This is a genomic window from Nocardia sp. NPDC057663 (assembly GCF_042799895.1).
Taxonomy (GTDB): domain Bacteria; phylum Actinomycetota; class Actinomycetes; order Mycobacteriales; family Mycobacteriaceae; genus Nocardia.
Genome location: NZ_JBHVHX010000010.1, coordinates 129,191 through 151,282 on the forward strand (window position 1 = coordinate 129,191; position 22,092 = coordinate 151,282).

The window sequence follows — 22,092 nt, forward strand, 5'->3', positions numbered from 1 at the left end:
GCCGAAACACCGCGTCGGAGGAGATCGACCATGCTCACTGTGACACCCGCTCTCGACTGGGACTGGGCCACCCGCACCGGCGGAAATCTCACCGCCGCCCAGCGCCGTGCCCTGACCGTCGGGTTGCTGCGCACCGCGCCCACACTGATGTTCGGCCGGATCCGCCATGCGCTCGGCCGCCGCGGCGCCGGGCGGCTCGACCTCGCCGAGCTGCGCCTGCCGGACACCGCACTCGCCCGCGCCGCGGAAGTCGAAGCGCGCGAACAGCTTTCGGATTCCATGCTGGCGCACTCCTACCGCACCTACTTCTTCGCCCGCGCGCTGGCCGAGCTCGACAAAGTCGACTACGACGACGAGATCGGCTACGTGGCCAGCCTGCTGCACGATCTGACACTCGAAACACCCACGCCGGGAAGGTGTTTCGCCGTGGTCAGCGGCGAATCGGCGAACGCGTTCGCACTGCGCCACGGCGCACCGGCCGAGCGCGCCGAGTCGATCGGCGCCGCGATCGCCACGCATCTCAATCCCGACGCGGCCGGAAACCTCAGCGACCCAGGCGGTTTCGTCTCGGCGGGCGCATCGGTCGACGTCCTCGGCAGGCGCCTGTCCGACCTCGACGCCGCATTCGTCGGCGACCTGCTCGCCCGCCACCCACGCCACGACCTCAAGCAGCGCCTCATCGCCTGCTTCGACGCCGAGGCCGAGGCGGTACCCGACGGCCGCATCCACTGGCTCAAGGGCACCGGCTTCCTGCAGCTGATCAAACTGGCGCCGTTCGCCGAATAGCCGAAACCGCCCGTACCGAATGCGGTACGGGCGGTTTCGTCGATCAGGGGGCGATCAGCCCAGGCGCTCCTTGAGTGCCTCGAACTCGTCGCGCACGCCCGAGGGGAGCTTGTCGCCGACGAACTCGAACCATTCCTCGATCGACGGGATCTCCTTGCGCCACTCGTCGGCGTTCACCGCGAGCGCCTCGTCGACGTCGGCGACGACCACGTCGAGGCCTTCCAGGTCCAGGTCGGCGGCCGCGGGGACGTTGCCGACCGGGGTGACCGCGGCGCCCGAGCGGCCCTCGATGCGGCCGACGATCCACTCCAGCACGCGGGAGTTCTCACCGAATCCGGGCCACAGGAAGCGGCCGTCCTCGCCACGACGGAACCAGTTGACGTAGAAGATCTTCGGCAGCTTGTCCGCGTCGGCGTTCTTGCCGAGGTTGATCCAGTGGTTGAGGTAATCGCCCACGTGGTAGCCGAGGAACGGCAGCATCGCCATCGGGTCGCGGCGGACGGTGCCGACCTTGCCCTCGGCGGCGGCGGTCTGCTCGGAGCCCATGGTGGCGCCCATGAACACGCCGTGCTCCCAGCCGAAGGACTCGGTCACCAGCGGGACGGTGGTCTTGCGGCGACCACCGAACAGGATCGCCGAGATCGGCACACCCTGCGGGTCGTCCCACTCGGGAGCCAGGGTCGGGCACTGCGACATCGGGGTGCAGTAACGCGAGTTCGGGTGGGCGGCGTGGCCCTCCGAGTCCGGCGTCCAGTCGTTGCCCTTCCAATCGATCAGGTGCTGCGGGTCGCCTTCCAGACCCTCCCACCACACATCGTTGTCGTCGGTCTGCGCGACGTTGGTGTAAACGGTGTTGCCCGCTTCGATGGTGGCCATCGCGTTGGGGTTGGAGCTGCGGTTGGTGCCCGGCGCGACGCCGAAGAAGCCGAACTCCGGGTTCACCGCGTAGAGGCGGCCGTCCTCGCCGAAGCGCATCCAGGCGATGTCGTCGCCCAGGGTCTCCGCGCGCCAGCCCGGGATGGTCGGCTGGATCATCGCGAGGTTGGTCTTGCCACAGGCGCTCGGGAACGCGGCGGCGACGTAGTAGTTCTTGTTCTCGGGCGAGATCAGCTTGAGGATCAGCATGTGCTCGGCCAGCCAGCCCTCGTCGTGCGCCATCGCCGAGGCGATGCGCAGCGAGTAGCACTTCTTGCCGAGCAGGGCGTTGCCGCCGTAGCCGGAACCGAAGGACCAGATCTCGCGGTCCTCGGGGAAGTGGGTGATGTACTTGGTGTCGCTGCACGGCCACGGCACGTCGGCCTGGCCCGCGGCCAGCGGCGCGCCCACGGAGTGCAGCGCCTTCACGAACGGGCGGTCGGCGCCGAGCTTGTCGAGCGCGGCCTGGCCCATGCGGGTCATCACGCGCATCGAGACGACGACGTACTCGGAGTCGGTGATCTCCACGCCCAGCTTGGGGTCCTCGGCACCGAGCGGGCCCATGCAGAACGGCACCACGTACATGGTGCGGCCCTTCATCGAGCCGCGGTACAGCTCGGTCATGGTGGCGCGCATCTCGGCGGGGTCGACCCAGTTGTTGGTCGGACCGGCGTCGGCCGCGGTCTTGGAGCAGATGTAGGTGCGCGACTCGACGCGGGCGACGTCGGACGGGTCCGACAACGCCAGGTACGAGTTCGGTTTCTTCTTCTCGTCGAGCTTCTTGAAGGTGCCCGCCTCGACCAGCTGCGTGGTCAGGCGATCCCATTCCGCATCGGAGCCGTCGGCCCAGACCACGCGATCCGGCTGAGTGAGCTCTGCGACTTCCTGTACCCAGGCGAGCAGTTCACTGTGCTCGGTCGGCGCCGTGCCGTCGGATCCACGAAGACCAGGAATGGTCGCTGAGGTCATGAAAACTCTCCTGAGATGGGCGGTTCTTCGATGCGAAGTCCATCGATCGCCACCGGGCGGGAAGGCGTCCGCAGCGAACCAACCACCGCACAACCCCAAATGGACGGCGTACAGCGCCGTCCACGGACGGAGGCCGCGCATCGACTGGCACGGAGCGGACGCCCAGGTTCCTGGTTAAAGGTTAACGCGGTATGACGATCGATACGGAATCGGGTTAGGAATCTGGCTCCCTGATAACTACCCATAGGTCGATCAGCCAATCGTGGCCGCGCAGCGGTCGAGCACGGCGACGTCGCGCTCGCACGCCGCCAATTGCGCCGGGCGCTCCGCGACGAGCCGCCGCGCGAGCGCGTCCAGCTCCGCGACACGACGGTCGACAGCCACCGCCCGTGCCGTCGATTCGCGGATCACATGCTCGGCCAATTCTGCCTCCACATCGACAAGCACCGCGGCGACACGCTGCTCGAGCAGGGCTTTTATATTCACCAGTGCCTCGGCGACCCATTGCGCCAGGTGATTGCGCTCGGCCAGCTGGGCCCGCGCACGCACCACCCAGTAGGCCGCACCCGCGCCAAGCAGCAGCGTCACCGGGACGCTCGCGACGTCCAGGGTCGGCACCAGCGACAGCGGCGCGACGATCAGTCGACCGAGGCCGACGCCAGCCGACGCGCCGAGGGCGATCATGAGGTGATCTTCGACACCGCGGTGTCTGGGGGCGGGATCGGGACCGAGACGCGGGGCCGGATCGCGCCTGCGCGCGGCGGGCGCGGCTGTGCCGACCCGGCGGGCGGTCTCGGTCACCCGGTCGTCGATCACGGTGTCGACCGCGACCGACAAGTCGCCCGCCGCGTGCTGCAGGCGCTGCGGGTAGGCGCGCAGTTCGTCGCGGTCGCAGCGGTCCAGTTCGGCGCGGGAACGGGTGTGCAGCGCGCGCACCAGCGCGCCGACCTCGGTGGTCAGGTCGACGCGCGCCAGCTGGACCTGGCTGCGCACGGCGGACAGGCCGGTCTGGCGGCCGCCGTCGCGCTCGGCCAGCAGTGCGACCCGTTCCTCCCTGATCCGGGTGGAGTCGGTGCCGGAGCGCAGCGCGGTGATCTGTTCGGTGATCCGCGCCTTGGTGTCGGTGAGCACCCTGGTCAGCACGGCGGAGCGGCGCTGGGCGCCGTCGGCGGGCCCCTGCGCGGTCGCCGCGGCCAGCGCGGCGTGCAGGGCGGCCAGGCCGGAGCGGTCGAGCAGGGCGGAGTCGTCGGCGGCGCGGGCGGCGGCGGCCAGGCGCGCCGACACCGGGAGCACGTCGAGGTCTGCGATGCCGCGCGCGGCGAGCAGGGCGCGGCTGCGTTCGCGGATCGCCTGCCAGTCCTGATAGGCGTGGAACCCGTTCATGGCGAGCACGATCCGCTGGTCGGCGGCGCGCAGGCGCTCGATCAGGGCGAGCACGTCGGCTCCGAACACGCTGCCCGCGTCGAAGAGGATCAGGGCGGCGGGCCGGTCCTCGGCCGACGTGGGCGTGGCCGGGTCGGCCAGGTCGATGCGCGGTTCGAAGCGGGCCAGCTCGGTGCGCAGCAGGGTGGTGTTGGCGTCGTCGACCGCGTAGAGGACGACGCGTGCGCCGGCGCCCGGCTGTTCCATCGCCCGCAGCAAGGCCACACCCTGCGGATTCCACCGCTCCACCACAGCCACAGCCTCCGCGGGAAGGGCACGTTCACCCTCCGCCGTCGGCCCGCCCCCGGCCGCGCTTGCCGACGCGCCTCCGTTCTCGGAACGCACCGAGCCGGTCGCCGCCGAACCGGCCTGCCCGCGGCTGGCCGGCGACCAGTCGCGTGCCGGATCGCCGGTCGACGACGAGGCCGCGGGCGGGCCGCCGGGTCTGTCAGAGTCCGGCACTGCTCATCCGTTCCCAGGCGCGGATATAGCCGTTGTGCACGCGCAGGGCGGCGCGGCGGGCGGCGGGCGGCATGTCGCTGGAGACCACGGCGCGCCAGCGGGTCGCCCGGGCGAGGGCTTCGTCGGCGTCGGCGGGTGCGGGCGACGGGTAGCCGGCGGCGAGGTGGGCGACCTGCGGACAGGCCAGGCCCGCGCACAGTCCGGTCCACAGCGCGTCGTCGCCGATGAGGTACTGCTCGATGAGTTCGCGGGCGCGGCCACCGTCACCGGGGACGGCGCGCGCGGCGAGCCTGGTCAGCTCGTCGAGCAGTTCGCCGCCGCGGACCGCCTCCACCTGCTCGTAGCGGCGATGCACCAGCCGATGCAGCGGGTCGATGCCGCCTGCGGAGTGCAGGATCTGGATCAACGCGGCGGTGCTGAGGTCGGGATCGGCGCGCAGGGCGGTGAGGGCGCAGTCGACGCCGTACAGGTCCCAGTGGGCGATCAGCCGCCTGCGCGCGTCCTGGTCGGAGCCGGCGCCGACGAACAGATCGGCCGACAGCACGGACGGCACATCGGGGCCGACCGCGAGCCTGCGCAGGTCGGTGAGGTCGGCCGCGTCCACCGCGCCCGCCCTGGTGTGGGCGGCCAGCGAGGCGACGACCGGCACGATCGGCAGGCCGAGCTCGCGCGCGTACCGGTCGGCGGCGGCCACCGCCTCGCCCCAGCGCGCGCCCACCGCGTCGGCCTTGTTGAGCACGACGACACCGCGGCCGGGGGGCAGGGTGGCGAGCAACCGCTGGTCGGCGGCCTGCGGCGCACCGGCGAGGACATAGATGACGAGGTCGCCGTCGAGGACCGGATCGGGCAGCCCCGGCTGGTCGACCGGCGGGGTCTCCTCCGCCGACAGCAACGCCAGCGCGCGCAGCACCGTACTGCGCCCGCTCAGCGCCCGCCCCGCCACCTGGATGTGCAGCGGACGGCGACGACGCGCGACCGCGGCGGCGAGCCGGTCGGCGATCGCCGGATCCCCACCCCGACCCGCAGCGAGCGCGGAGATCAGCTGGTCGAGCTGGTCGGATGCCCGTGTCTGTATGGACTCGGTGGCTGTCGACATTCTGCCCACCCCCTTTTCCGAGGGCATTCTGTCAGATCCGCGGGAGGCCGGCCGTCGCGAACCATCTGCCGACCTGGGGCAACACTGCCGCTACATGCCACGATCCGACCGCGCGTCGCCCGGCCCGCCGCAGTCGGCTGCGACGTAGCTCGGCGCATGCTGGACAATGGACGTCGTGAACGACGCCGCCAACCACCCTGTCGAGTCGGTTCCGGGGCAGCCGTCCACCGCCCCGGCCCACCCCAAACTCTCCGAGATCCCGCACGAGGCGGGCCGTCGCTCGACCACCGGCTCCCGCCTGTACCCGCGCGTCACGAGCTTCCGCTCGCGGCGCGGCGCGCTGACGCCGAATCAGCAGGTCTCCTGGGAGCGCACCTGGCCGGTGATCGGACGCGACGTCGCCAACGAGCCGATCGACGCCGACGCCTGGTTCGGGCGCAGCGCGCCGCTGGTCATCGAGATCGGCTGCGGCACCGGTACCGCGACGGCCGCCATGGCCAAGGCCGAGCCGCACCTGAACCTGATCGGCATCGAGGTGTACCAGCCGGGGCTGGCCCAGCTGGTCTGTCAGATCGAGCGCGAGGAGATCGGTAACATCCGGTTGCTGCGCGGCGACGCCGTCGATGTGCTCGAGAACATGGTTGCCCCGGAGTCGCTGACCGGTGTCCGGGTGTTCTTCCCCGACCCGTGGCCCAAGGCGCGGCACCACAAGCGCAGGCTGCTGCAGGCGCCGACCTTCGCGTTGATCGCCAGCAGGCTGAAGCCGGGCGGCGTGCTGCACGTCGCCACCGACCACGCCGATTACGCCGAGCACATCCTCGCAGTAGGCTCGGCGGAACCGCTGCTCACCGGCTTGAACGACACCACCGGCGGCGACAGCGCCGCCAACCGCGTCACCGCGCCGATCGGTTTCGAACGGCCCGTCACCAAGTTCGAGGGCAAAGGCCTGCGTGCCGGTAGCGCCATCAACGAGTTCATATGGGGGAAGATCGACAGATGAGCGTGAGTGAGATCGCCACCGAGATGCCGGATATCGCCCAGGGAGCAGCCGGCAGCGAGGCGCTGGGCAGTTCCGGCCCCGATGTCCGACGCGTCCTGCTCGTCTGGGACGCGCCGAACCTCGACATGGGACTGGGCGCCATCCTCGGTGGACGTCCCACCGCCGCTTATCGTCCCCGTTTCGACGCGCTCGGCCGCTGGCTGCTCGCGCGCACGGCCGAGCTGTCGGTCGGCGCGAAGGGCCGTGTCGAACCCGAGGCCACCGTCTTCACCAATATCGCCCCCGGCACCGCCGACGTGGTCCGGCCGTGGGTCGAGGCGTTACGCAACGTAGGTTTCGCGGTCTTCGCCAAGCCGAAGATCGACGAGGACTCCGACGTCGACGCCGACATGCTCGCGCACATCGCGATGCGCGAGCGCGACGGCGGCCTGGCGGGCATCATGGTCGCCTCGGCCGACGGTCAGGCGTTCCGTGAACCGCTCGAAGCGATTGCCGCCAAGGGAATCCCAGCTCAGGTCCTCGGATTCCGCGAGCACGCGAGTTGGGCGGTGACTTCCGATACTCTCGAGTTCGTCGATCTCGAGGACATCCCGGGAGTATTCCGGGAGCCGCTACCGCGGGTGAGCCTCGATTCGCTGCCCGACGAGGGTGCCTGGCTGCAGCCGTTCCGGCCGCTGTCGGCACTACTCACGTCTCGCCCTGGTCAAGGAGTCGCTTAAGTGTTCACCCGCTGGGGCGATCTGGTCTATCGGTTCCGTTTCGCCGTCATCGGTGTTGTCGGTGCTGCGATGCTGGCGCTGGGCGCGTACGGCACGGGGCTCGGCGATCGCCTGACCCAGAGCGGCTGGTTCGATCCCGGCTCGGAGTCGGTGCAAGGCGCGCAGATCGCCGATGGTGCCTACGGGCGCGATCACATGGCCGACGTGATCGTCATGTACAACGCTCCCGCGGACAAGACGATCGATGACCCGGAGTTCCAGCGAAAGGTCGTCGCCAGCCTGAGCACGGTCGTCGCCGAACACCCCGATCAGATCAGCAAGATCAACGGCACCTATTGGAAGGTGGGCGACGCGCCCTCCGTTCCGTCTGCCTTCGGGTCCAAGGACAAAAAGCACGCGTTCGCCTCGATCGCCATCGCCGGTGACAACGACACCGTCATCATGACCAACTACCGCGCCGTGCAGGATGCCTTCTACATCCCGGACGTCGACGTGGAGGTCTCGGGCCTGCAGCCCCTCGCGGTCACGCTGACCGACACCCTCGACCACGACTCCAAACGGATGGAAGTGCTCGCCTTCCCCGCGGTGGCGGTGCTGCTCTTCTTCATCTTCGGTGGCATCGTCGCTGCCGCATTGCCGCTGATCATCGGCGGTCTGACGATCATCGGCGCCAATGGCCTCGTCATGGGGCTGACCAACTTCACCGAAGTCAACATCTTCGTCGGTGGTGTCGTATCGATGATCGGTCTCGGTCTCGCGATCGACTACGGCCTGTTCATAGTCAGCCGTTTCCGCGAGGAGCTGGCCGAGGGTTACGACACGCGAGCCGCCGTCCGGCGAACGGTGATGACGGCCGGGCGAACGGTCGTCTTCTCCGCGACGATGATCATCGCCAGCCTCGGCGGCATCCTGATCTTCCCGCAGGGCTTCCTGCGGTCGGTCGCGTACGGCACCATCGCGGCCGTCTCCCTGGCGGCGCTGACCGCGATTACGATCCTGCCCGCGATGCTGGCCATCCTCGGCCACCGCGTCGATATGCTCGGTCTCAAGCGATTCCGCAAGACCAAGACCGCCGAACAGGTCGAGAACGGCTTCTGGGGCAATATGACCCGCTGGGTCATGCAGCACCCGCTCAAGATCGCCATCCCCATCACCATCGGCCTGCTGCTGCTGATCATCCCGGTCAAGGATCTGGCGTTCGGCGGCATCAACGAGAAGTACCTCCCGCCGGACAATTCGACCCGTGCCGCGCTCGAGCACTTCTACGAGGTCTTCCCGCAGAAGAAGACCGACCCGATCCAGCTGGTCTTCGTCTCGGACAACACCACGGCGATCGGCAAGGTCTGGAAGGAAGCCAACCAGGCTCCCGGGCTGGTCGGCCCGTTCGAAGTGCCGGTCAAGTCGCCGACCAACCCCGAGGTGTTCCGTACCTCGGCGACCCTGGTCGATCCCACCGGCAGCGCCGAGCCGACAATCGACTACCTCCGCTCGATCGAAATACCCGACGGCGTCACGATGTACGTCACCGGTCAGCCCGCGCTCATGGCCGACAGCATCGACACCCTGCTGGAACTGATGCCGTGGATGATCTTGCTCGTGCTGGTCACCACCACCGTGCTGATGTTCCTGACGTTCGGTTCGCTGGTGCTGCCGATCAAGGCCGCGTTGATGAGTGCGCTCGGTCTCGGCGCGACCCTCGGCATCCTCACGTGGATCTTCGTCGACGGCAACGGCGCCGGGCTGCTGAACTTCACGCCGCAGCCGATCAGTGCGCCGGTCTTGATGCTGATCATCGCGATCATCTACGGCTTGTCGACCGACTACGAGGTCTTCCTGCTCTCCCGCATGGTGGAAGCACGCGCCCAAGGCGCGTCGACCACCGAAGCCGTGCGGATCGGCACCGCCCAGACCGGGCGGATCATCACCGCCGCCGCCCTGATCCTGCTCGTGGTGACCGGTGCGTTCGCGTTCTCCGACATGGTGATGATGCAGTACATCGCCTACGGCATGATCGCGGCGCTGTTCATCGACGCCACCATCCTGCGCATGCTGCTGGTGCCCGCGATCATGAAGCTGCTCGGCGACGACTGCTGGTGGGCGCCGAAGTGGATGAAGCGCATCCAGGAGAGGATCGGCCTCGGCGAGCCCATTCTCGACGACGAGCGCCCGCAGAAGGGCGCCGTGGTCGACCTGGTGAAGACGACCCCGATCACCGACCCGCCGACCATGCAGATGACGGTGGTCCCCGACAGCAAGCTGGCCAAGACCCCGCGCCGCCCGCGCACCGTCGCCGAGATCGAGGCCGAGGCCCCGACCGCGCACCTGGATAAGATCACCGAGCACACCGACCCCGCCGAGCCGGCCCGGCCGCGGCCGCCGATGTCGCCGGATCCGACCCGCCCGCGCGCATCGATGTTGTCCTCGGGCGAGCCGACCCAGGTGCTGCCGATCGTCAAGCCGGGTGCCGAGGCACCCAAGTCCGGTCAGGGACAGGCTGATTCGTCCGGCGACCAGCCGGAAACCCCGTCGGTCGAGCTGTCCGAGCACACCGGCGGCGAGCCGACCCAGGTGCTGCCGATCGTCAAGCTCGGTGCGGAGGCACCGAAGTCCGATCAGGGACAACGCGATTCGATGTCAGGGCCCGACAAGGGACAGTCGGAAGCGCCTCGCACCGATCTCCGCTCCGGCGCGCCTGACGCCTCGGGCTCCAACGCTCCGGGCGCCGCCGGCTTCGCCGCACAGCGCGACCCCGGCGCCGGCACCTCGGGCACTCCCGGCATCAGCACGCCCAGGAACTCCAGCTTCGGCACGCCGGGCGACCCTGGCCTCGATACCCCTGGCAGCTCCGGCCTCCACACGCCGAGCAGCACCGGTTTCAACGCACCGGGCGACTCCGGCACCGGCTCGCAGGGCCGTTCCCCTCTCGGCGCGCCCGAAAGCCTCAGTGGTGCTGTGGGTTCCAGGATCAGTGAGTCCGGCGTCATCGGTGGCGACGACTCCTCCACCGCTGACACGCCCGGCGTTATCGGCGGCGGCTACCTCCCCGGGGTCGACTCGCCTGGTGACAGGACGCGCGAATCCGCACCGCGCGGATCGCAGCGGGTGCAGCCGCCCGCGGGTTACACGCCGCCTGCGCGCGGGGTAGACCCGTCGGCGCCGCGAGGTTCGACGCCGTCCGACGCGACCGAGTTCGGTACGCCCGCAGAGGATTCCAGCTCGCGGCCGAGCATCGTGAATCCGACGCGGCCCAGCATTGTGAACACGCCGCCGCCCGGTGTCGTGCCACCATCCGGTGTCGTGGCGCCGCCGGCGCCGAGCATTGTCAACACGCCGCCGCGGGTCGCTCCATCGTCCGCGCAGAATATCGTCAACCCACCGCCGCCGAGCATGGTCACGCCGACGCCGCGGCCGGTCGAGCCGCCTGCCGGTGGCACATTCAGTGGGTTCACCCCGCTGACCGGGTTCGACCCCGCACCGGCCACGGACGCGACCGAGCAGTCCGCGCCGGAGCCGGAATCGCGCGGCACCGCACCGGGGGCACGTGGCTTCGTCCCGCCGACCGAGCTTTCGGCGACGCCGGGCACACATCGCGCCGAGTCGCTTCCGCACAATGGCTTCGCGCGCCCCGTGCCCGACGCACAGCTGCCCACGCCCGGTGCACCTCGCCCCGTGCCCGACGCACAGCTGCCCACGCCCGGCACACCTCGCCCCGCGGCCGACGCACCGCAGCCGGCGGACGAGCCCTCCACGCGTGGCGTTTTCGGCACCCCGGTGCCCGTCGAGCCGCAGCCGGCAAGGTCGCTGTGGAGCCCGGCCGAGCCCGCCGCGCCGAGTGGTCACCGCGTTCCCGAGGCCGATGGCGGACCGCGGTTCGCCCCGGTGACGCCCGCGCCGGACCAGGATTCGGCGCGGCCCGAAGCGGTGCGCCCGCAGGTCGCCCCGCCCGGGTTCACCGCCGTCACGCCCGGCGAGACCACGCCCGCATCGCGACAGCCCGAACCCGCTGACTCGCAGGACATCCCTGCGGACACACGCGCAACGTGGCAGCCCGAACCCGCCAACCCACAAGACATCCCTACGGGCACTCCCGCAACGTGGCAGCCCGAACCCGTTGACCCGCAGGACACAAACCATGCGGGCACTCCCGCCCAGTGGCAGGCTCCTGCCGGTTTCACCGCGGTTCCCCCGCCGGGCCAAGAGGCACCCACTGCCGCCACCTCGCCGCTGGACGACAGTGCCGCTCCCGCACCGGAATCCGACGGGCCGCAGGCGGACAGCCGCAACGAGATCGAGAACTGGATGGCGCAGCTGCGTTCTTCGCGTCGCGGGTCAGCAGCCGACGAGGGGCGTCACCAGCACGGCGGCGAGGGGCGCACGGTAAGCGTGAACGAGCTGCTGCGTCGCCGCGAGGACGACAGCGACTGACAGCAGCGGACCCGAACACGACGAAACCCACGGCGAGATTCCGCCGTGGGTTTCGTCGTTCTGCGTTCAGAGCACGGCGTCGGCGATGCGATCGACCTGGTCGGGGTCGGTGCCGTAGCAGTACAGGATTGTCTCGTCGGCGCCGAGGTCTTCGAATTGCTTGATGGCGGAACGGATCTGGTCGGGGGTTGTGAGCAGACCGGCGGCCATGTAGTCGGCGCGGCCGCTGAACTCGTAGTAGTCGAGGATGGCGGTGCGGGCGTGGTCGATCAGGGGTTGGGTGCCGAGGACTGCGTTGAGCTGGGCGACGATGCGCGGTGCGCCGGAGCGGCCGTGGTCGGTCCAGGATCGTCGGGCGAGGTCGAAGAGGCCGCCTGCCCAGGTGGGTGCGGCGGCGGCGAGGAAGCCGCCGCCCCAGCGGCCGACACGGTCGATGGCGGCGGGTTGGAAGCCGCCGAAGAGCAGGTCGGGGCCGCCGGGTGCGGTGGGTGCCGGGCCGATGGGGCCGCAGGTCTGGCTGAACGGCTCGCCGGACCAGAGGCGGCGCATGATGGCGAGCTGTTCGTCGAGCCGACGGCCGCGGGTGCGGATATCGGTACCGGTGGCCTCGTGGTCGTCGTCGCGACCGCCGACACCGAGGCCGAGCGCGAAGCGTCCGCCGGACATGCGGTCCAGGGTGGCGGCCTGCTTTGCGAGCAACGCCGGGTCACGCAGGGGTGCGATCAGTACCTCGGTCTGCAAGCGGATGTGGTCGGTCGCCCCGGCGAGCATGGCCAGGGTGACCAGCGGTTCGGGGTTGTCGTAGACCATGCGGTCGAGCAGGCCGAGTGTCGAGAACCCGGCGGAGTCGGCGCGACGGGCCCACTCGGGCAGCGCGACGGGGTCGGCGATGGGAAGTCCGAGACCGATGTGCATGGAAATCCTCCAGTGGATATGGGCGTGTGTCATCAAGCCGCCCACTCCACGCCTCGACGAATGAGGCGGGGCTCCCACACTGCGACATATTTCTGGAGAGCGCCGATCGGATTGCGCTCACCGTAAGCGATCCACCCGGAAGTCCGCAACTGCGAGGTCCTAAGTGGCAGGATCGGAAGGCCGCGAATCCGCGAACGCTCGCGCATAGCGAGTCCCGGTGAGCAGCAACAGGATTCCGACGATCAGGAATGCGGCGACCCGGACCAGACCGGACAGCGTCGACAGGTCGAACAGGAAGAGCTTGGCCAGTGCGGCGGCGGCGACGAGCAGACCCGACACCAGGCACACCTTCGCGACGGCCGGCGACCGGGACAACCTGCGCAGCCCGTAGAACAGCGAGGCCGTGGCCGCGATCATCCACACGATCGTCGCGAGACTGTGCCCGAGGATGAATCCGTCCGCCCCACCGAGGGATACGCCCAGCGACACCGCCGCGACGAGCACGTAGTACAGGCCTGCGACACTCACTGCGATCCACACTCCGGTGACGAGCGCCTGATCGGCCCAGCCGGGAAGCCGGGGCACCGTCCACGCCACCGTCGCCGCGACGCCGAGCCCCAGCACCGCCGCCGCAGCGGTCGCGATGTCGAGATGCTGATCCGCGCGACTATGCAGCGCAAGGGTTTCCGGTGAGGCGATGGTCAGCAGGACGAGCCCGCCGAGCAGCGCGAAGGCGATGCCGAGGCAGGCACCTACGCGCGTGCGGCTCGTCGCCGCGACGGCGAGGAATGCCAAGGCCACCGCGAACAGCGCTGTCGGCAGGAGGTGCGGGTCGCTTCCGGTAGCGCTGACGCAGGTCAGCAGAAGGGACACGGCACCGGTCAGCGCGGAGACCAGCGCGGTGTGCCGGGGAATCCCGAGCCGATCGGCGAGACCGGGAACGAGCGTCGTCGCGGCCAGACCCAGCAGCACCGCGGCCAGCACGCCGGTGATCGACGCGGTCACCATACGGTCGAACAGCATCGCCGCGGCGAAAACCGGCAGGGCGGTGAGGGCGATGGTGACGCTCGCGGTGATGTCGCCGGACCTGCGACGCACCACGAGCACCGCGCCGACCAGCCCGACCACAGCACACGCGACCGCCGCGACCAGCAGACCACCGCGCTGCTCCACCTCGTCACCGGAGATGGCGGCCGAAAGCCCGCTGAGCGCGATCATGCTCAGCGCGGCCAGCACCACGGGCAACGTGCGCGCCACGTGCAGAACGGGCCACTCCCTGCGCATCTGCACGGGAATACCCGCGGCCTGCAAGACCACCAGGAACCCCAGCAGCATCAGCTCGGTCGTCAACGCCGGCGACAACAGCGCCGCCCCCAGGACGACGCCCACGGCCAACGGCTGCGACTGCCACCGCATCGCCACCCCGACACCGACCAACGCGACCACCAACGCCACCGCCAGCCCGACACCCGGTGCCACCCAGCGGTAGTACCCGGTCACCGCGACAACATCCAGATAGGCACCGGCAATACCGGTAGCCACCAGGGCAATTCCACCGACCCGCCCACCGGGACGACCGAACACCCGCCACCCCGCACCGACGAGTCCGACCGAAAGCACCCCACCGGCAACAACTCTCGCCACCGGCCCGAAGAACCCAGCCTGCGCAGCCAGCACCAACAGCATCAACACACCGATCAGCGTCACCCCGACCCCGGCCACCGCCAGCACCCGCGAGATCACCCCTTCCCGCTGCCACCACGGCGTCCGAGGCCCCCGTACCGGCAGCGCAACCCACCCGGTCCCCCGCTGCCCCACCGCAGCCGACCGTCCACCCGGGCCATACCCAGGAGCCCCGGCCCAACCCCCATACCCCGGCACATACTGCGGAACTGACTGCGCCACAGCCATGTGCGCACCAGGCCCCCACCCCCCAGGAACCGGCGCACCACTGAAAGGCGCTCCCCCCGGAACCGACGGACCACCAACCGGCATTTCCCCTCGGCCGATCTCCGGCGCATGCGAAACCGTGGCGCTCCCGGTCGACCCATGCGAAGCGACTGCACTTCCAGCACCGGAAACCGATGAACCGGTGGCAGCCTGCGTATCAACCGCCGACCGCTCCACCTCCCGCTGCAACTGCGCGCGCAGCACATCCAGCTCACCGCCCAGCCGGCCCATCTGGGCGCCGAGCGTGGTGAACTCGCCCGAGAGTCGCGCGACGAGCGCGGGATCGATTGACGTACTCATGCCTTCATCGTCGACGTGCGGGTCGCGCGGGACATGAGTAGAAACCCCCGGTGGGGTGCGGGACTCCTACGTGAAATCGGTCAGGAACCGAGGAAGCGGCGCCATTGGACCATCAGGGGGTACTTCGCGGTGACGGAGCCGAAGCGGACGCGGCCGTGGACGACCAGGTGCAGTGGGCCGATGGGCGGGCCGGTGCGGACCTTGTTGTTGACGCTGGAGCCGATCAGGTCGAGGCCGTTGAGGTCGACGGTGGCGGCGGCGGGGACGAGCAGGGTGAGGCCGGTGCAGTAGTCGTCGACCTTGATCTCGACGATCTGGGTCTGCATGACGGCCTCGGTGAAGTCCAGGGTGACGCCCGACATCAGGTTGTTGAGATGCAGCACCGGCGGGACCTGCCACGGTCCGCGACGGTGGACGCCCGAGAGGCGGCTGCGGATCAGGCCGGGGGTCGAACCGCCGGGCGGGACCGGCCGCGGCCGTGGCATGGCGGCAGGCTGGGGCGCGCCGGCCACCCGCATGCCGGGCAGGTCGACGAGCACGGCGTTGAGTTCGCCGCGGGTCTTCGCGGCGAGCGCGGTGTCCATGCGTTCGGTGAACTCGCCGAGCGAGAGCATGCCGAGACCGACGGCGCGCTGCAGCAGCTGACCGACGTGTTCGCGTTCGGCGTCGGAGACGCGCAGGTCCCGGTCGCCGACGGGACCGAAGGTCGTGGCACCGGGTACGAAGAGGGATTCGGGACCGCCCATGTCATCGAGGGTGCCAGGAAATCGGGCACCGCACATCAGGGCAAACCCCCAATTACTCGAGGCCCTGCTCGATGGCGTAACGGGTGAGCTCGACCCGGTTGGCGAGCTGCAGTTTTCGCAGCGTGGCCTGCACGTGGTTCTCCACCGTGCGATGCGACAGGCTCAGCCGCGACGCGATCTGCTTGGCCGAGAGCCCCTTGGCGACCATCCGCAGCACCTCGGTCTCCCGCTCGGTCAGCGACGGGCGGTGCGGCTGATCGGCCGCGACGGGCGCGGTCGCCATCCGCCGGTATTCGCCGAGCACCAGACCGGCCAGACCGGGCGTGAACACCGGCTGACCCGCGGCGGTGGCCCGCACGGCGTCGATCAGCTCGGCCGCCGACGCGCTCTTCACCAGGTACCCGCTGGCGCCCGCTTTGATCGCGTCGAGCACGTCGTCGCGTTCGGCCGACGCCGAGAGGACAAGCACCCGGCTGTGCGGGGAGACTCGCAGCACCTCGGCGGTGGCGGCGGCCCCGTTGCCGTCGGTGAGCTGCATGTCCATCAGCACCACATCGGGCTGGACCGCGGCGGCGCGGCGGGTGGCCGTGCCTACTCCGTCGGCGGTGGCGGGCACGGCGAACCCGGCCTCGGTGAGGTCGCGGGAGACGCCCTCGCGCCACATCGGGTGGTCGTCGACCACCATCACCGTGATGGCCTTGTCCGCCATCGCTGCTCCTTCGCTCAGCGCGCCGGGTGGCGCGGAATCCGGAATTCCCATTCGGTGCCGAGGTCGTCGCCCTCGGTCAGCAGTTCGGCGGTGCCGCCGAGCGCACCGATCCGCCCGACGATGGATCGGGAAACCCCCATCCGCCCTTCGGCTTCCGCCGCGGCGAGCCTGCCGGCCGGAATCCCCACTCCGTCGTCACGCACGCTCACCACCAGCATGTCACCGGTGTCTTCCAGCAGCACATACGCTTTCGCCGCCGGACCCGCGTGCAGTTCGACATTCGACAGCGCGGTCGCCACGGCGGCGGCGATCTCGTGCGCCGCGGACCGGCCGACGAGTACCGGATCACCCGGTGTCGCCACCGACACCGTCGGGGTGGCCCGCGCGGTGAGCAGCGGACGCAGATCCACCTCGGCGGCACCCGAATCCGGCCGCTGCGCCTGCTCGGACAGCAGAACCCGCAGCGCCACTTCCTGTTCCCCCGCTCGCTGCGCGAGTTCTGCTGCCGGACCGCCGATTTCGGTGCCGCGTCGTTTGATGAAGGCCAGCACCTGGAGCACGCCGTCGTGCACCTCGCGAGCCAGACGTTCCCGTTCCTGCGCGGCGGCGGTGAGCCGCAGCGCGCGTTCGAGCTGCACCTGGGCGCGTCGCGCCGTATTGGCGGCCAGCCCCAGCGCCAGGCCGACGGACACCAGCACCGGCGCGGTGGCATCGCCCCACACGTCCTGCCCCCATTGTTCGCGCACCGTCACGACCACCACCGACATGCCGAGCCCGGCGACGACCCCGGCGACCGGCCCGCGCAGGATCGCCATGGAGATCACCGAGTTGGCGATCCACAGCGTCGTCGGCAGGGTCTGATGGCCGTGGTACCAGTCGTAGTCGGCGACGAGACGGGTCGAGGCGATCAGCAGGACCGTCACGACCTGGTCGCCGAAGACCACCCAGCCGCGGATCCGGCCGGTCGCGGTGGGGAAATACCACTGCGAGAGCAGCAGCGCGGAACTGCCCGACCAGATCGCCATCAGCGCGATCAGCACCCAGCTCAGCCGCGGATGCTCGTAGTAGGACACCGAGGCGATCTGCTGGCCGATCGCGTACAGCAGTGTGACCAGCCGGAAAGCCTGAGCGGCCCGCCACAGGGGCGCGGTCGCCGCGTCGGCCGAGCTCAGCTCAGCTGTGTGCGTCCGCATCGCCGTGCTCCGCCTCGGCCTTGCGCAGCGTGCGCGCGATGTCGAACCGGCCGGGCTCGGGTTTGTCCGGCTCGGCGGAGAACAGTCTTCGGTCCTCACCACCGGCGAGCTCGCCGTAGACCTCCTCCGGACTGTCGGCGAGCAGATACCGGATCGCGGTATTGCCGACCGCGATCAACGGCACCGCCAGCAGCGCGCCCGCGATCCCGCCGACCACCAAGCCCGCGGTGATCGCCAGGACGACCGCCAGCGGATGAATGCTCACGGCCCGGCCGAGCAGCAGCGGCTGCAGCACATGACCTTCCAGCTGCATGACCGCGATGATGATGCCGAGCACGATCAGTGCGGTCACCGGGCCCTTGGTGACCAGTGCGATGAACACCGCGACGAACCCGGCGAAGAACGCGCCGATGATCGGGATGAACGCGCTGATGAACACCAGCGAGGCCAGCGGCAGCGCCAGCGGGACGTGCAGGATCGCCAACCCGGCGCCGATGCCGATCGCGTCCACCGCGGCCACCACGACGGTGGCGCGCACGAAGCCGACCAGCGTGCCGAAGCCCAGTTCACCGGCGGTGCGGACCTTGTCCCGGTGTGCGGTGGGGATGATCCGGGTGACGAAGCGCCAGATCTGGTCGCCGCCGTAGAGGAAGAAGATGAGGACGAACAGGATCAGGAAGGCGCCGGTGAGAATGTGCCCGATCGCGGTGGCGGTGGTGAGCGCGCCGCTGGTCAGGCTCTCGCGGTTGTCCTGGATGGTGCGCACGATGGTGTCACCCGCGCTGCGGATCTGCTGATCGCTCAGGTGCGGCGGGCCGTTGATCAGCCAGTCCTGCACCTTGTGGACACTGTTGGTGACCTCGTTGGACAGGCCGGGCACACCGTCGACGAACTGTTCCACGACGAAGGTCATGATTCCCGCGAGCAGACCGATCGAACCGACCAGCGCGACGAACACACCGAGCGAACGCGGAATTCCGACCCGCTGCATCCAGTCGACCAGCGGCGCGAGCAGCGCGGCCGCGAGCAGCGCGATCGCCAGCGGAATCACCACGGTGGCGAACTTCTGCACCAGCATCCCCACCGCGAGCAGGGCGGCGAAGATGATCAACAGCCGCCAGGACCAGGCTGCGGCTTTGCGGACCAGCGGATGTACCGCCTCGGCGTCCGCGCGCCACGGTGCGGACGTGGGCCCGGAATCTACCTTCTGGTCGGTCACCCGAGAGAGCCTATCGGTCCGAACGCTAGATTGGTGGTCGTGTCGGCGCCTCTGGAAGCGGTCAAACAGACCATGCGAACGCGCTGGCCGCTGTATCTGACCTCGGTACTGCTGGCCAACGCCTTCGGCGCGGTCCTGGTGTGGGCCTTCATCCAATACGGCCTGCCCGTACCCGAAGGCGATCCCGGTGGCGTGCGTAAGACCGGCTTTCTCGCGCCGGTGCTGGTCTTCGGCGCCGCCGCGGTGCTGAGCATCCTGGGCGCGGCACTGATGTTACGGCCGGTGATGCGCTGGCAGATGCGCGGCGGCCCACCGAGCAGGCAGGAACAGATGGCCGCGCTGCACGTGCCGCTGCGCCAGTCGATCCTGCATCTGGTGCTGTGGATCATCGGCGGCGGCATCCTGGCGGCGCTGATCATCGTCGAATCGCCCGAGCTGGCGGGGGCGGTGATCGTCACCGAGTGTATGGCCGCCACCATCGTGTTCGGCTTCACCTACATGCTCGGTGAACGCATCCTGCGCCCGGTCGCCGCCGAGGCGCTGACCGAGGGCACCTTCGACCACACCCTGACGCCCGGTGTCGGCACCAGGATGGCGATGACCTGGGGCATGGGCACCTTCGCGCCGACCATCGCGATCGTGCTGCTGTGCGTCACCCAGATCTCCTCCGATGTGAAGTTCTCGGCGAAATCGCTGGCCATCTCGATCCTGCTGCTGTGCGGCGTGGTGATCCTGCAGGCGCTGGCGCTGTCGATGCTGACCGGTTCCTCCATCTCCGACCCGGTCCGTCAGCTGTCCCAAGCCATCAACAGGGTGCAGGGCGGCGCGCGCGACGTGCAGGTGGAGGTCTACGACGGCAGTGAGATCGGCCTGCTGCAGGTCGGCTTCAACCGGATGATGGACGAGTCGGCCAAGCGGCGAAAGCTGCAGGAACTGTTCGGCCAGCACGTCGGTGAGGACGTGGCCCAGCGCGCGCTGGACTACGGCACCGAGCTCGGCGGCGAGACCAGGTTCGTCGCGGTGCTGTTCGTCGACATGGTCGGCTCCACCGCCGCTGCGGCCGAACGGCCGCCGACCGAGGTCGTCAGCCTGCTCAACGAGTTTTTCCGGGTGGTGGTCGACGTGATCGACCGCCACCACGGTTTCGTCAACAAGTTCGTCGGTGACGCGGCGCTGGCCATCTTCGGCGCGCCGCTGGACCGTCCCGACGCACCGAGCGCCGCGCTGGCCGCCGCCCGCGATCTGCGCGAGGCCCTGCGTGAGGTGACCAGCCTCGACGTCGGCATCGGCGTCTCGGCGGGGCTGGCTGTCGCCGGAAACATCGGCGCCGCGAATCGTTTCGAATACACCGTGATCGGCGACCCCGTCAACGAGGCGTCGCGGCTCACCGAATTGGCCAAAGATCAACCCGGCCGCGTTCTCGCTTCGGGCAGCGCGCTCTACTTCGCCGACGAAAGCGAGCAAGACCATTGGGAAACCGGCGACGAGGTCCAGCTGCGTGGCAGACGCAGAAAAACCCGCCTGGCCTGGCCCAAGTCGGCAACCGCCACGGACGACGCGGACCAGGAAGAACAGCTGCGTTCGCTAGGCGTACCTCCGCCTTCGCTCCGGCCATGCGCGGTCTGCGGACGGCCGGGGGCCGACTGTGCTCACTAGGCTGAGACCGTGACGGCCGAAGGCGACCTAACCGGTGAACCCGCCGCGCCCCCGGTCGAGCGCCGCCGCCGGTTCCGATGGGTGAAATGGGTGCTCGGCGCGGTGCTACTCGCCCTGCTCGTCGGCGAAGGCATCTACCTGTGGCCGCGCCTGCACGAATCCTGGCGCACGCTCACCGAGATCCACTGGGGCTGGCTGGTCCTGTGCATCGTGTTGCAGGCGATGTCGATGAGTGGGTTCGGCCGGGTGCAGAAGCAGCTGCTGCACGCGGGTGGGGTCGACGTCAGCCAGCGCAAATCGGTGTCGGTGGTGTACGGCGCGACCGCGATGTCGGTGACGCTGCCCGCCGGCCAGGTGTTCTCCACCGCGTTCACCTACCGCCAGACCCGGCGCTGGGGGGCGAGCCCGATCGTCGCGTCCTGGCAACTGGTCTTCTCCGGCGTGGTGGCCGCGGCCGGGCTGGCGCTGCTCGGCATCGCCGGTGCGGCGCTGGTCGGGAATCAGATCGGGCCCAAACTCATCGGATCGCTGGTGATCCTGGCGGCGCTGCTGATCGCGGGCAACTATCTCGCCCGGCATCCCGGCACGCTGGAGGCGATGCTGCGCCGCGTGCTCGCGCTGGTGAACCGGATCCGCAAGAAGCCCGCCGATCACGGCATCGCGAAGCTGGCCGAGATCAGGGCCCAGCTCGAATCGGTGGACCTGGGCAAGAAGGACGCGGCCATGGTCGGCGTCTGGGCGCTGATGCACCGGTTCGCCGACGTGGCCTGTCTCGGCGCGGCCTGTTACGCGGTCGGCGCCGATCCCAAGCTCTCCGGCCTGCTCATCGCGTTCACCGCGGGCAAGGCCGTCGGTTCCATCCCGTTCGCGCCTGGCGGCATCGTCTACGTCGACGCGACCCTGATCTACGGCCTCACCGCGGGCGCGGGCCTGCCCGCCTCCCAGGCCGTCGCCGCCGCGTTCGTCTACCGGCTGGTCAGCTTCATCCTGGTCGCGATCGTGGGCTGGATCGTCTTCGCGTTCCTGTTCCGCACGCCACAGGCCGACGACGAAGAGTACGAGCAGGAATTCTATTCCGCCTCTCCGCGTATTCAGGCCAGACTCAGGCGCGGAGAATCTGAGGACGCGTCCGGCGGGTCGTCGGAACCAAGTTAGCCCGTACCCGGTGAGTTACCCATGTACGCACCGGACATCCACGTCACCGCAGCGCGCGGATAGCGGCGCGCCAGCCAAGCAGGAACAGCGCGAGGGCGCACGCGGCGACGATGACGAAGCTGAAGGCGACGCCCTGACCGCTCACGGCGCGCAGCACCATGCCGCCGACGAGGGTGCCGAGCCAGATCAGGATTCCGCTCGGCCACAGCGCCGTCGCGTCGAAACGGGCGTTGCGCGCGACGAGCACCGCCAGCGCCCAGCCGATGAGTAATCCGATGCCGAAGGGCCACACGGTTTTCACGAGACCGGCGATGACCGCCGAGTCGTGGCTGCGCCTCCCGATCGCGCAGAAGACGATCACCAACAAGGCATCAGCGGCGAACGGCGCGAACTTCTTCACCTGAGCAGCCTAACCGTTCATGATCAACACCAAGAACCGACCAACCCCCACTGAT

General features: G+C 69.6%; 16 protein-coding genes. 6 read left to right on the forward strand and 10 right to left on the reverse strand.

What is annotated here, in order from left to right; all coding sequences use genetic code 11:
• Positions 1–30 precede the first annotated feature (30 nt).
• Entirely contained in the window at positions 31–786 is a 756-nt protein-coding gene (locus tag ACFVAV_RS21790) for a phosphohydrolase (protein ID WP_379036877.1), read from the forward strand.
• 54 nt (positions 787–840) lie between these two features.
• Here ACFVAV_RS21790 and ACFVAV_RS21795 read toward each other — a convergent pair whose 3' ends face one another.
• The 3 genes from ACFVAV_RS21795 to ACFVAV_RS21805 form a co-directional block, all read right to left on the reverse strand.
• Positions 841–2,670 (reverse strand): phosphoenolpyruvate carboxykinase (GTP), encoded by a 1,830-nt coding sequence (locus tag ACFVAV_RS21795; protein WP_379036878.1) that lies wholly within the window; start codon positions 2,668–2,670, stop codon positions 841–843.
• A 252-nt stretch (positions 2,671–2,922) separates the two neighbouring features.
• A complete protein-coding gene (locus tag ACFVAV_RS21800) occupies positions 2,923–4,554 on the reverse strand; it encodes a hypothetical protein (protein WP_379036879.1) in 1,632 nt (543 codons plus the stop codon).
• Complete coding sequence (locus ACFVAV_RS21805; RefSeq protein ID WP_379036881.1) at positions 4,541–5,650, reverse strand: hypothetical protein; 1,110 nt, start codon at positions 5,648–5,650, stop codon at positions 4,541–4,543. The genes ACFVAV_RS21800 and ACFVAV_RS21805 overlap by 14 nt, the downstream gene beginning before the upstream one ends.
• A 166-nt stretch (positions 5,651–5,816) precedes the next feature.
• Between ACFVAV_RS21805 and trmB the strand changes: the two genes are divergently transcribed.
• From trmB to ACFVAV_RS21820, 3 genes are read left to right on the forward strand one after another with little or no spacing between them, the layout of a single operon-like run.
• A complete protein-coding gene (gene trmB, locus ACFVAV_RS21810) occupies positions 5,817–6,650 on the forward strand; it encodes a tRNA (guanosine(46)-N7)-methyltransferase TrmB (protein ID WP_379036882.1) in 834 nt (277 codons plus the stop codon).
• Between the two features lie 23 nt (positions 6,651–6,673).
• Positions 6,674–7,369: an NYN domain-containing protein gene (locus ACFVAV_RS21815; RefSeq protein WP_379036983.1), complete on the forward strand. Its 696-nt coding sequence runs from the start codon at positions 6,674–6,676 to the stop codon at positions 7,367–7,369.
• Positions 7,370–11,794 carry an MMPL family transporter gene (locus ACFVAV_RS21820; RefSeq protein ID WP_379036883.1) on the forward strand — a complete coding sequence of 1,475 codons (4,425 nt, stop codon included), beginning with the start codon at positions 7,370–7,372 and terminating at the stop codon, positions 11,792–11,794.
• A gap of 66 nt (positions 11,795–11,860) precedes the next feature.
• On the opposite strand, the gene ACFVAV_RS21825 is transcribed toward ACFVAV_RS21820, so the two are convergent.
• The 6 genes from ACFVAV_RS21825 to ACFVAV_RS21850 form a co-directional block, all read right to left on the reverse strand.
• Positions 11,861–12,709, reverse strand: a complete 849-nt coding sequence (locus tag ACFVAV_RS21825; protein ID WP_379036885.1) for an LLM class flavin-dependent oxidoreductase — start codon at positions 12,707–12,709, stop codon at positions 11,861–11,863.
• Positions 12,710–12,868: 159 nt separating this feature from the next.
• A complete protein-coding gene (locus ACFVAV_RS21830) occupies positions 12,869–14,452 on the reverse strand; it encodes a DUF2339 domain-containing protein (protein WP_379036886.1) in 1,584 nt (527 codons plus the stop codon).
• 587 nt (positions 14,453–15,039) lie between these two features.
• Positions 15,040–15,705 carry a DUF1707 domain-containing protein gene (locus tag ACFVAV_RS21835; protein ID WP_379036887.1) on the reverse strand — a complete coding sequence of 222 codons (666 nt, stop codon included), beginning with the start codon at positions 15,703–15,705 and terminating at the stop codon, positions 15,040–15,042.
• A gap of 52 nt (positions 15,706–15,757) precedes the next feature.
• Entirely contained in the window at positions 15,758–16,414 is a 657-nt protein-coding gene (locus ACFVAV_RS21840) for a response regulator (protein WP_379036889.1), read from the reverse strand.
• Between the two features lie 14 nt (positions 16,415–16,428).
• The gene (gene macS, locus ACFVAV_RS21845) at positions 16,429–17,607 is read right to left on the reverse strand and encodes a MacS family sensor histidine kinase (RefSeq protein WP_379036890.1); all 1,179 of its coding nucleotides are present in this window, start codon (positions 17,605–17,607) and stop codon (positions 16,429–16,431) included.
• Positions 17,588–18,826 carry an AI-2E family transporter gene (locus tag ACFVAV_RS21850; protein ID WP_379036891.1) on the reverse strand — a complete coding sequence of 413 codons (1,239 nt, stop codon included), beginning with the start codon at positions 18,824–18,826 and terminating at the stop codon, positions 17,588–17,590. Before ACFVAV_RS21850 ends, macS begins: the two co-directional genes overlap by 20 nt.
• Positions 18,827–18,898: 72 nt before the next feature.
• Here ACFVAV_RS21850 and ACFVAV_RS21855 point away from each other — a divergent pair, with 72 nt between their 5' ends.
• Both ACFVAV_RS21855 and ACFVAV_RS21860 read left to right on the forward strand, forming a co-directional pair.
• A complete protein-coding gene (locus ACFVAV_RS21855; protein ID WP_379036984.1) occupies positions 18,899–20,482 on the forward strand; it encodes an adenylate/guanylate cyclase domain-containing protein in 1,584 nt (527 codons plus the stop codon).
• A 9-nt stretch (positions 20,483–20,491) separates the two neighbouring features.
• Positions 20,492–21,637, forward strand: coding sequence for a YbhN family protein (locus ACFVAV_RS21860; RefSeq protein ID WP_379036892.1), 1,146 nt, complete (start codon positions 20,492–20,494; stop codon positions 21,635–21,637).
• A gap of 43 nt (positions 21,638–21,680) precedes the next feature.
• Here ACFVAV_RS21860 and ACFVAV_RS21865 read toward each other — a convergent pair whose 3' ends face one another.
• Positions 21,681–22,037, reverse strand: a complete 357-nt coding sequence (locus ACFVAV_RS21865; protein ID WP_379036893.1) for a DUF3054 domain-containing protein — start codon at positions 22,035–22,037, stop codon at positions 21,681–21,683.
• Positions 22,038–22,092: the final 55 nt, after the last annotated feature.

Excerpts from the sequence above, each read along its gene's own strand:
- ACFVAV_RS21840 (WP_379036889.1), bottom strand. The coding sequence starts at position 16,414 with ATGGCGGACAAGGCCATCACGGTGATGGTGGTCGACGACCACCCGATG.
- ACFVAV_RS21795 (WP_379036878.1), bottom strand. The coding sequence starts at position 2,670 with ATGACCTCAGCGACCATTCCTGGTCTTCGTGGATCCGACGGCACGGCG.
- ACFVAV_RS21790 (WP_379036877.1), top strand. The coding sequence starts at position 31 with ATGCTCACTGTGACACCCGCTCTCGACTGGGACTGGGCCACCCGCACC.
- ACFVAV_RS21835 (WP_379036887.1), bottom strand. The coding sequence starts at position 15,705 with ATGGGCGGTCCCGAATCCCTCTTCGTACCCGGTGCCACGACCTTCGGT.
- trmB (WP_379036882.1), top strand. The coding sequence starts at position 5,817 with ATGGACGTCGTGAACGACGCCGCCAACCACCCTGTCGAGTCGGTTCCG.
- ACFVAV_RS21815 (WP_379036983.1), top strand. The coding sequence starts at position 6,674 with ATGCCGGATATCGCCCAGGGAGCAGCCGGCAGCGAGGCGCTGGGCAGT.
- ACFVAV_RS21855 (WP_379036984.1), top strand. The coding sequence starts at position 18,899 with ATGCGAACGCGCTGGCCGCTGTATCTGACCTCGGTACTGCTGGCCAAC.
- macS (WP_379036890.1), bottom strand. The coding sequence starts at position 17,607 with ATGCGGACGCACACAGCTGAGCTGAGCTCGGCCGACGCGGCGACCGCG.
- ACFVAV_RS21825 (WP_379036885.1), bottom strand. The coding sequence starts at position 12,709 with ATGCACATCGGTCTCGGACTTCCCATCGCCGACCCCGTCGCGCTGCCC.
- ACFVAV_RS21805 (WP_379036881.1), bottom strand. The coding sequence starts at position 5,650 with ATGTCGACAGCCACCGAGTCCATACAGACACGGGCATCCGACCAGCTC.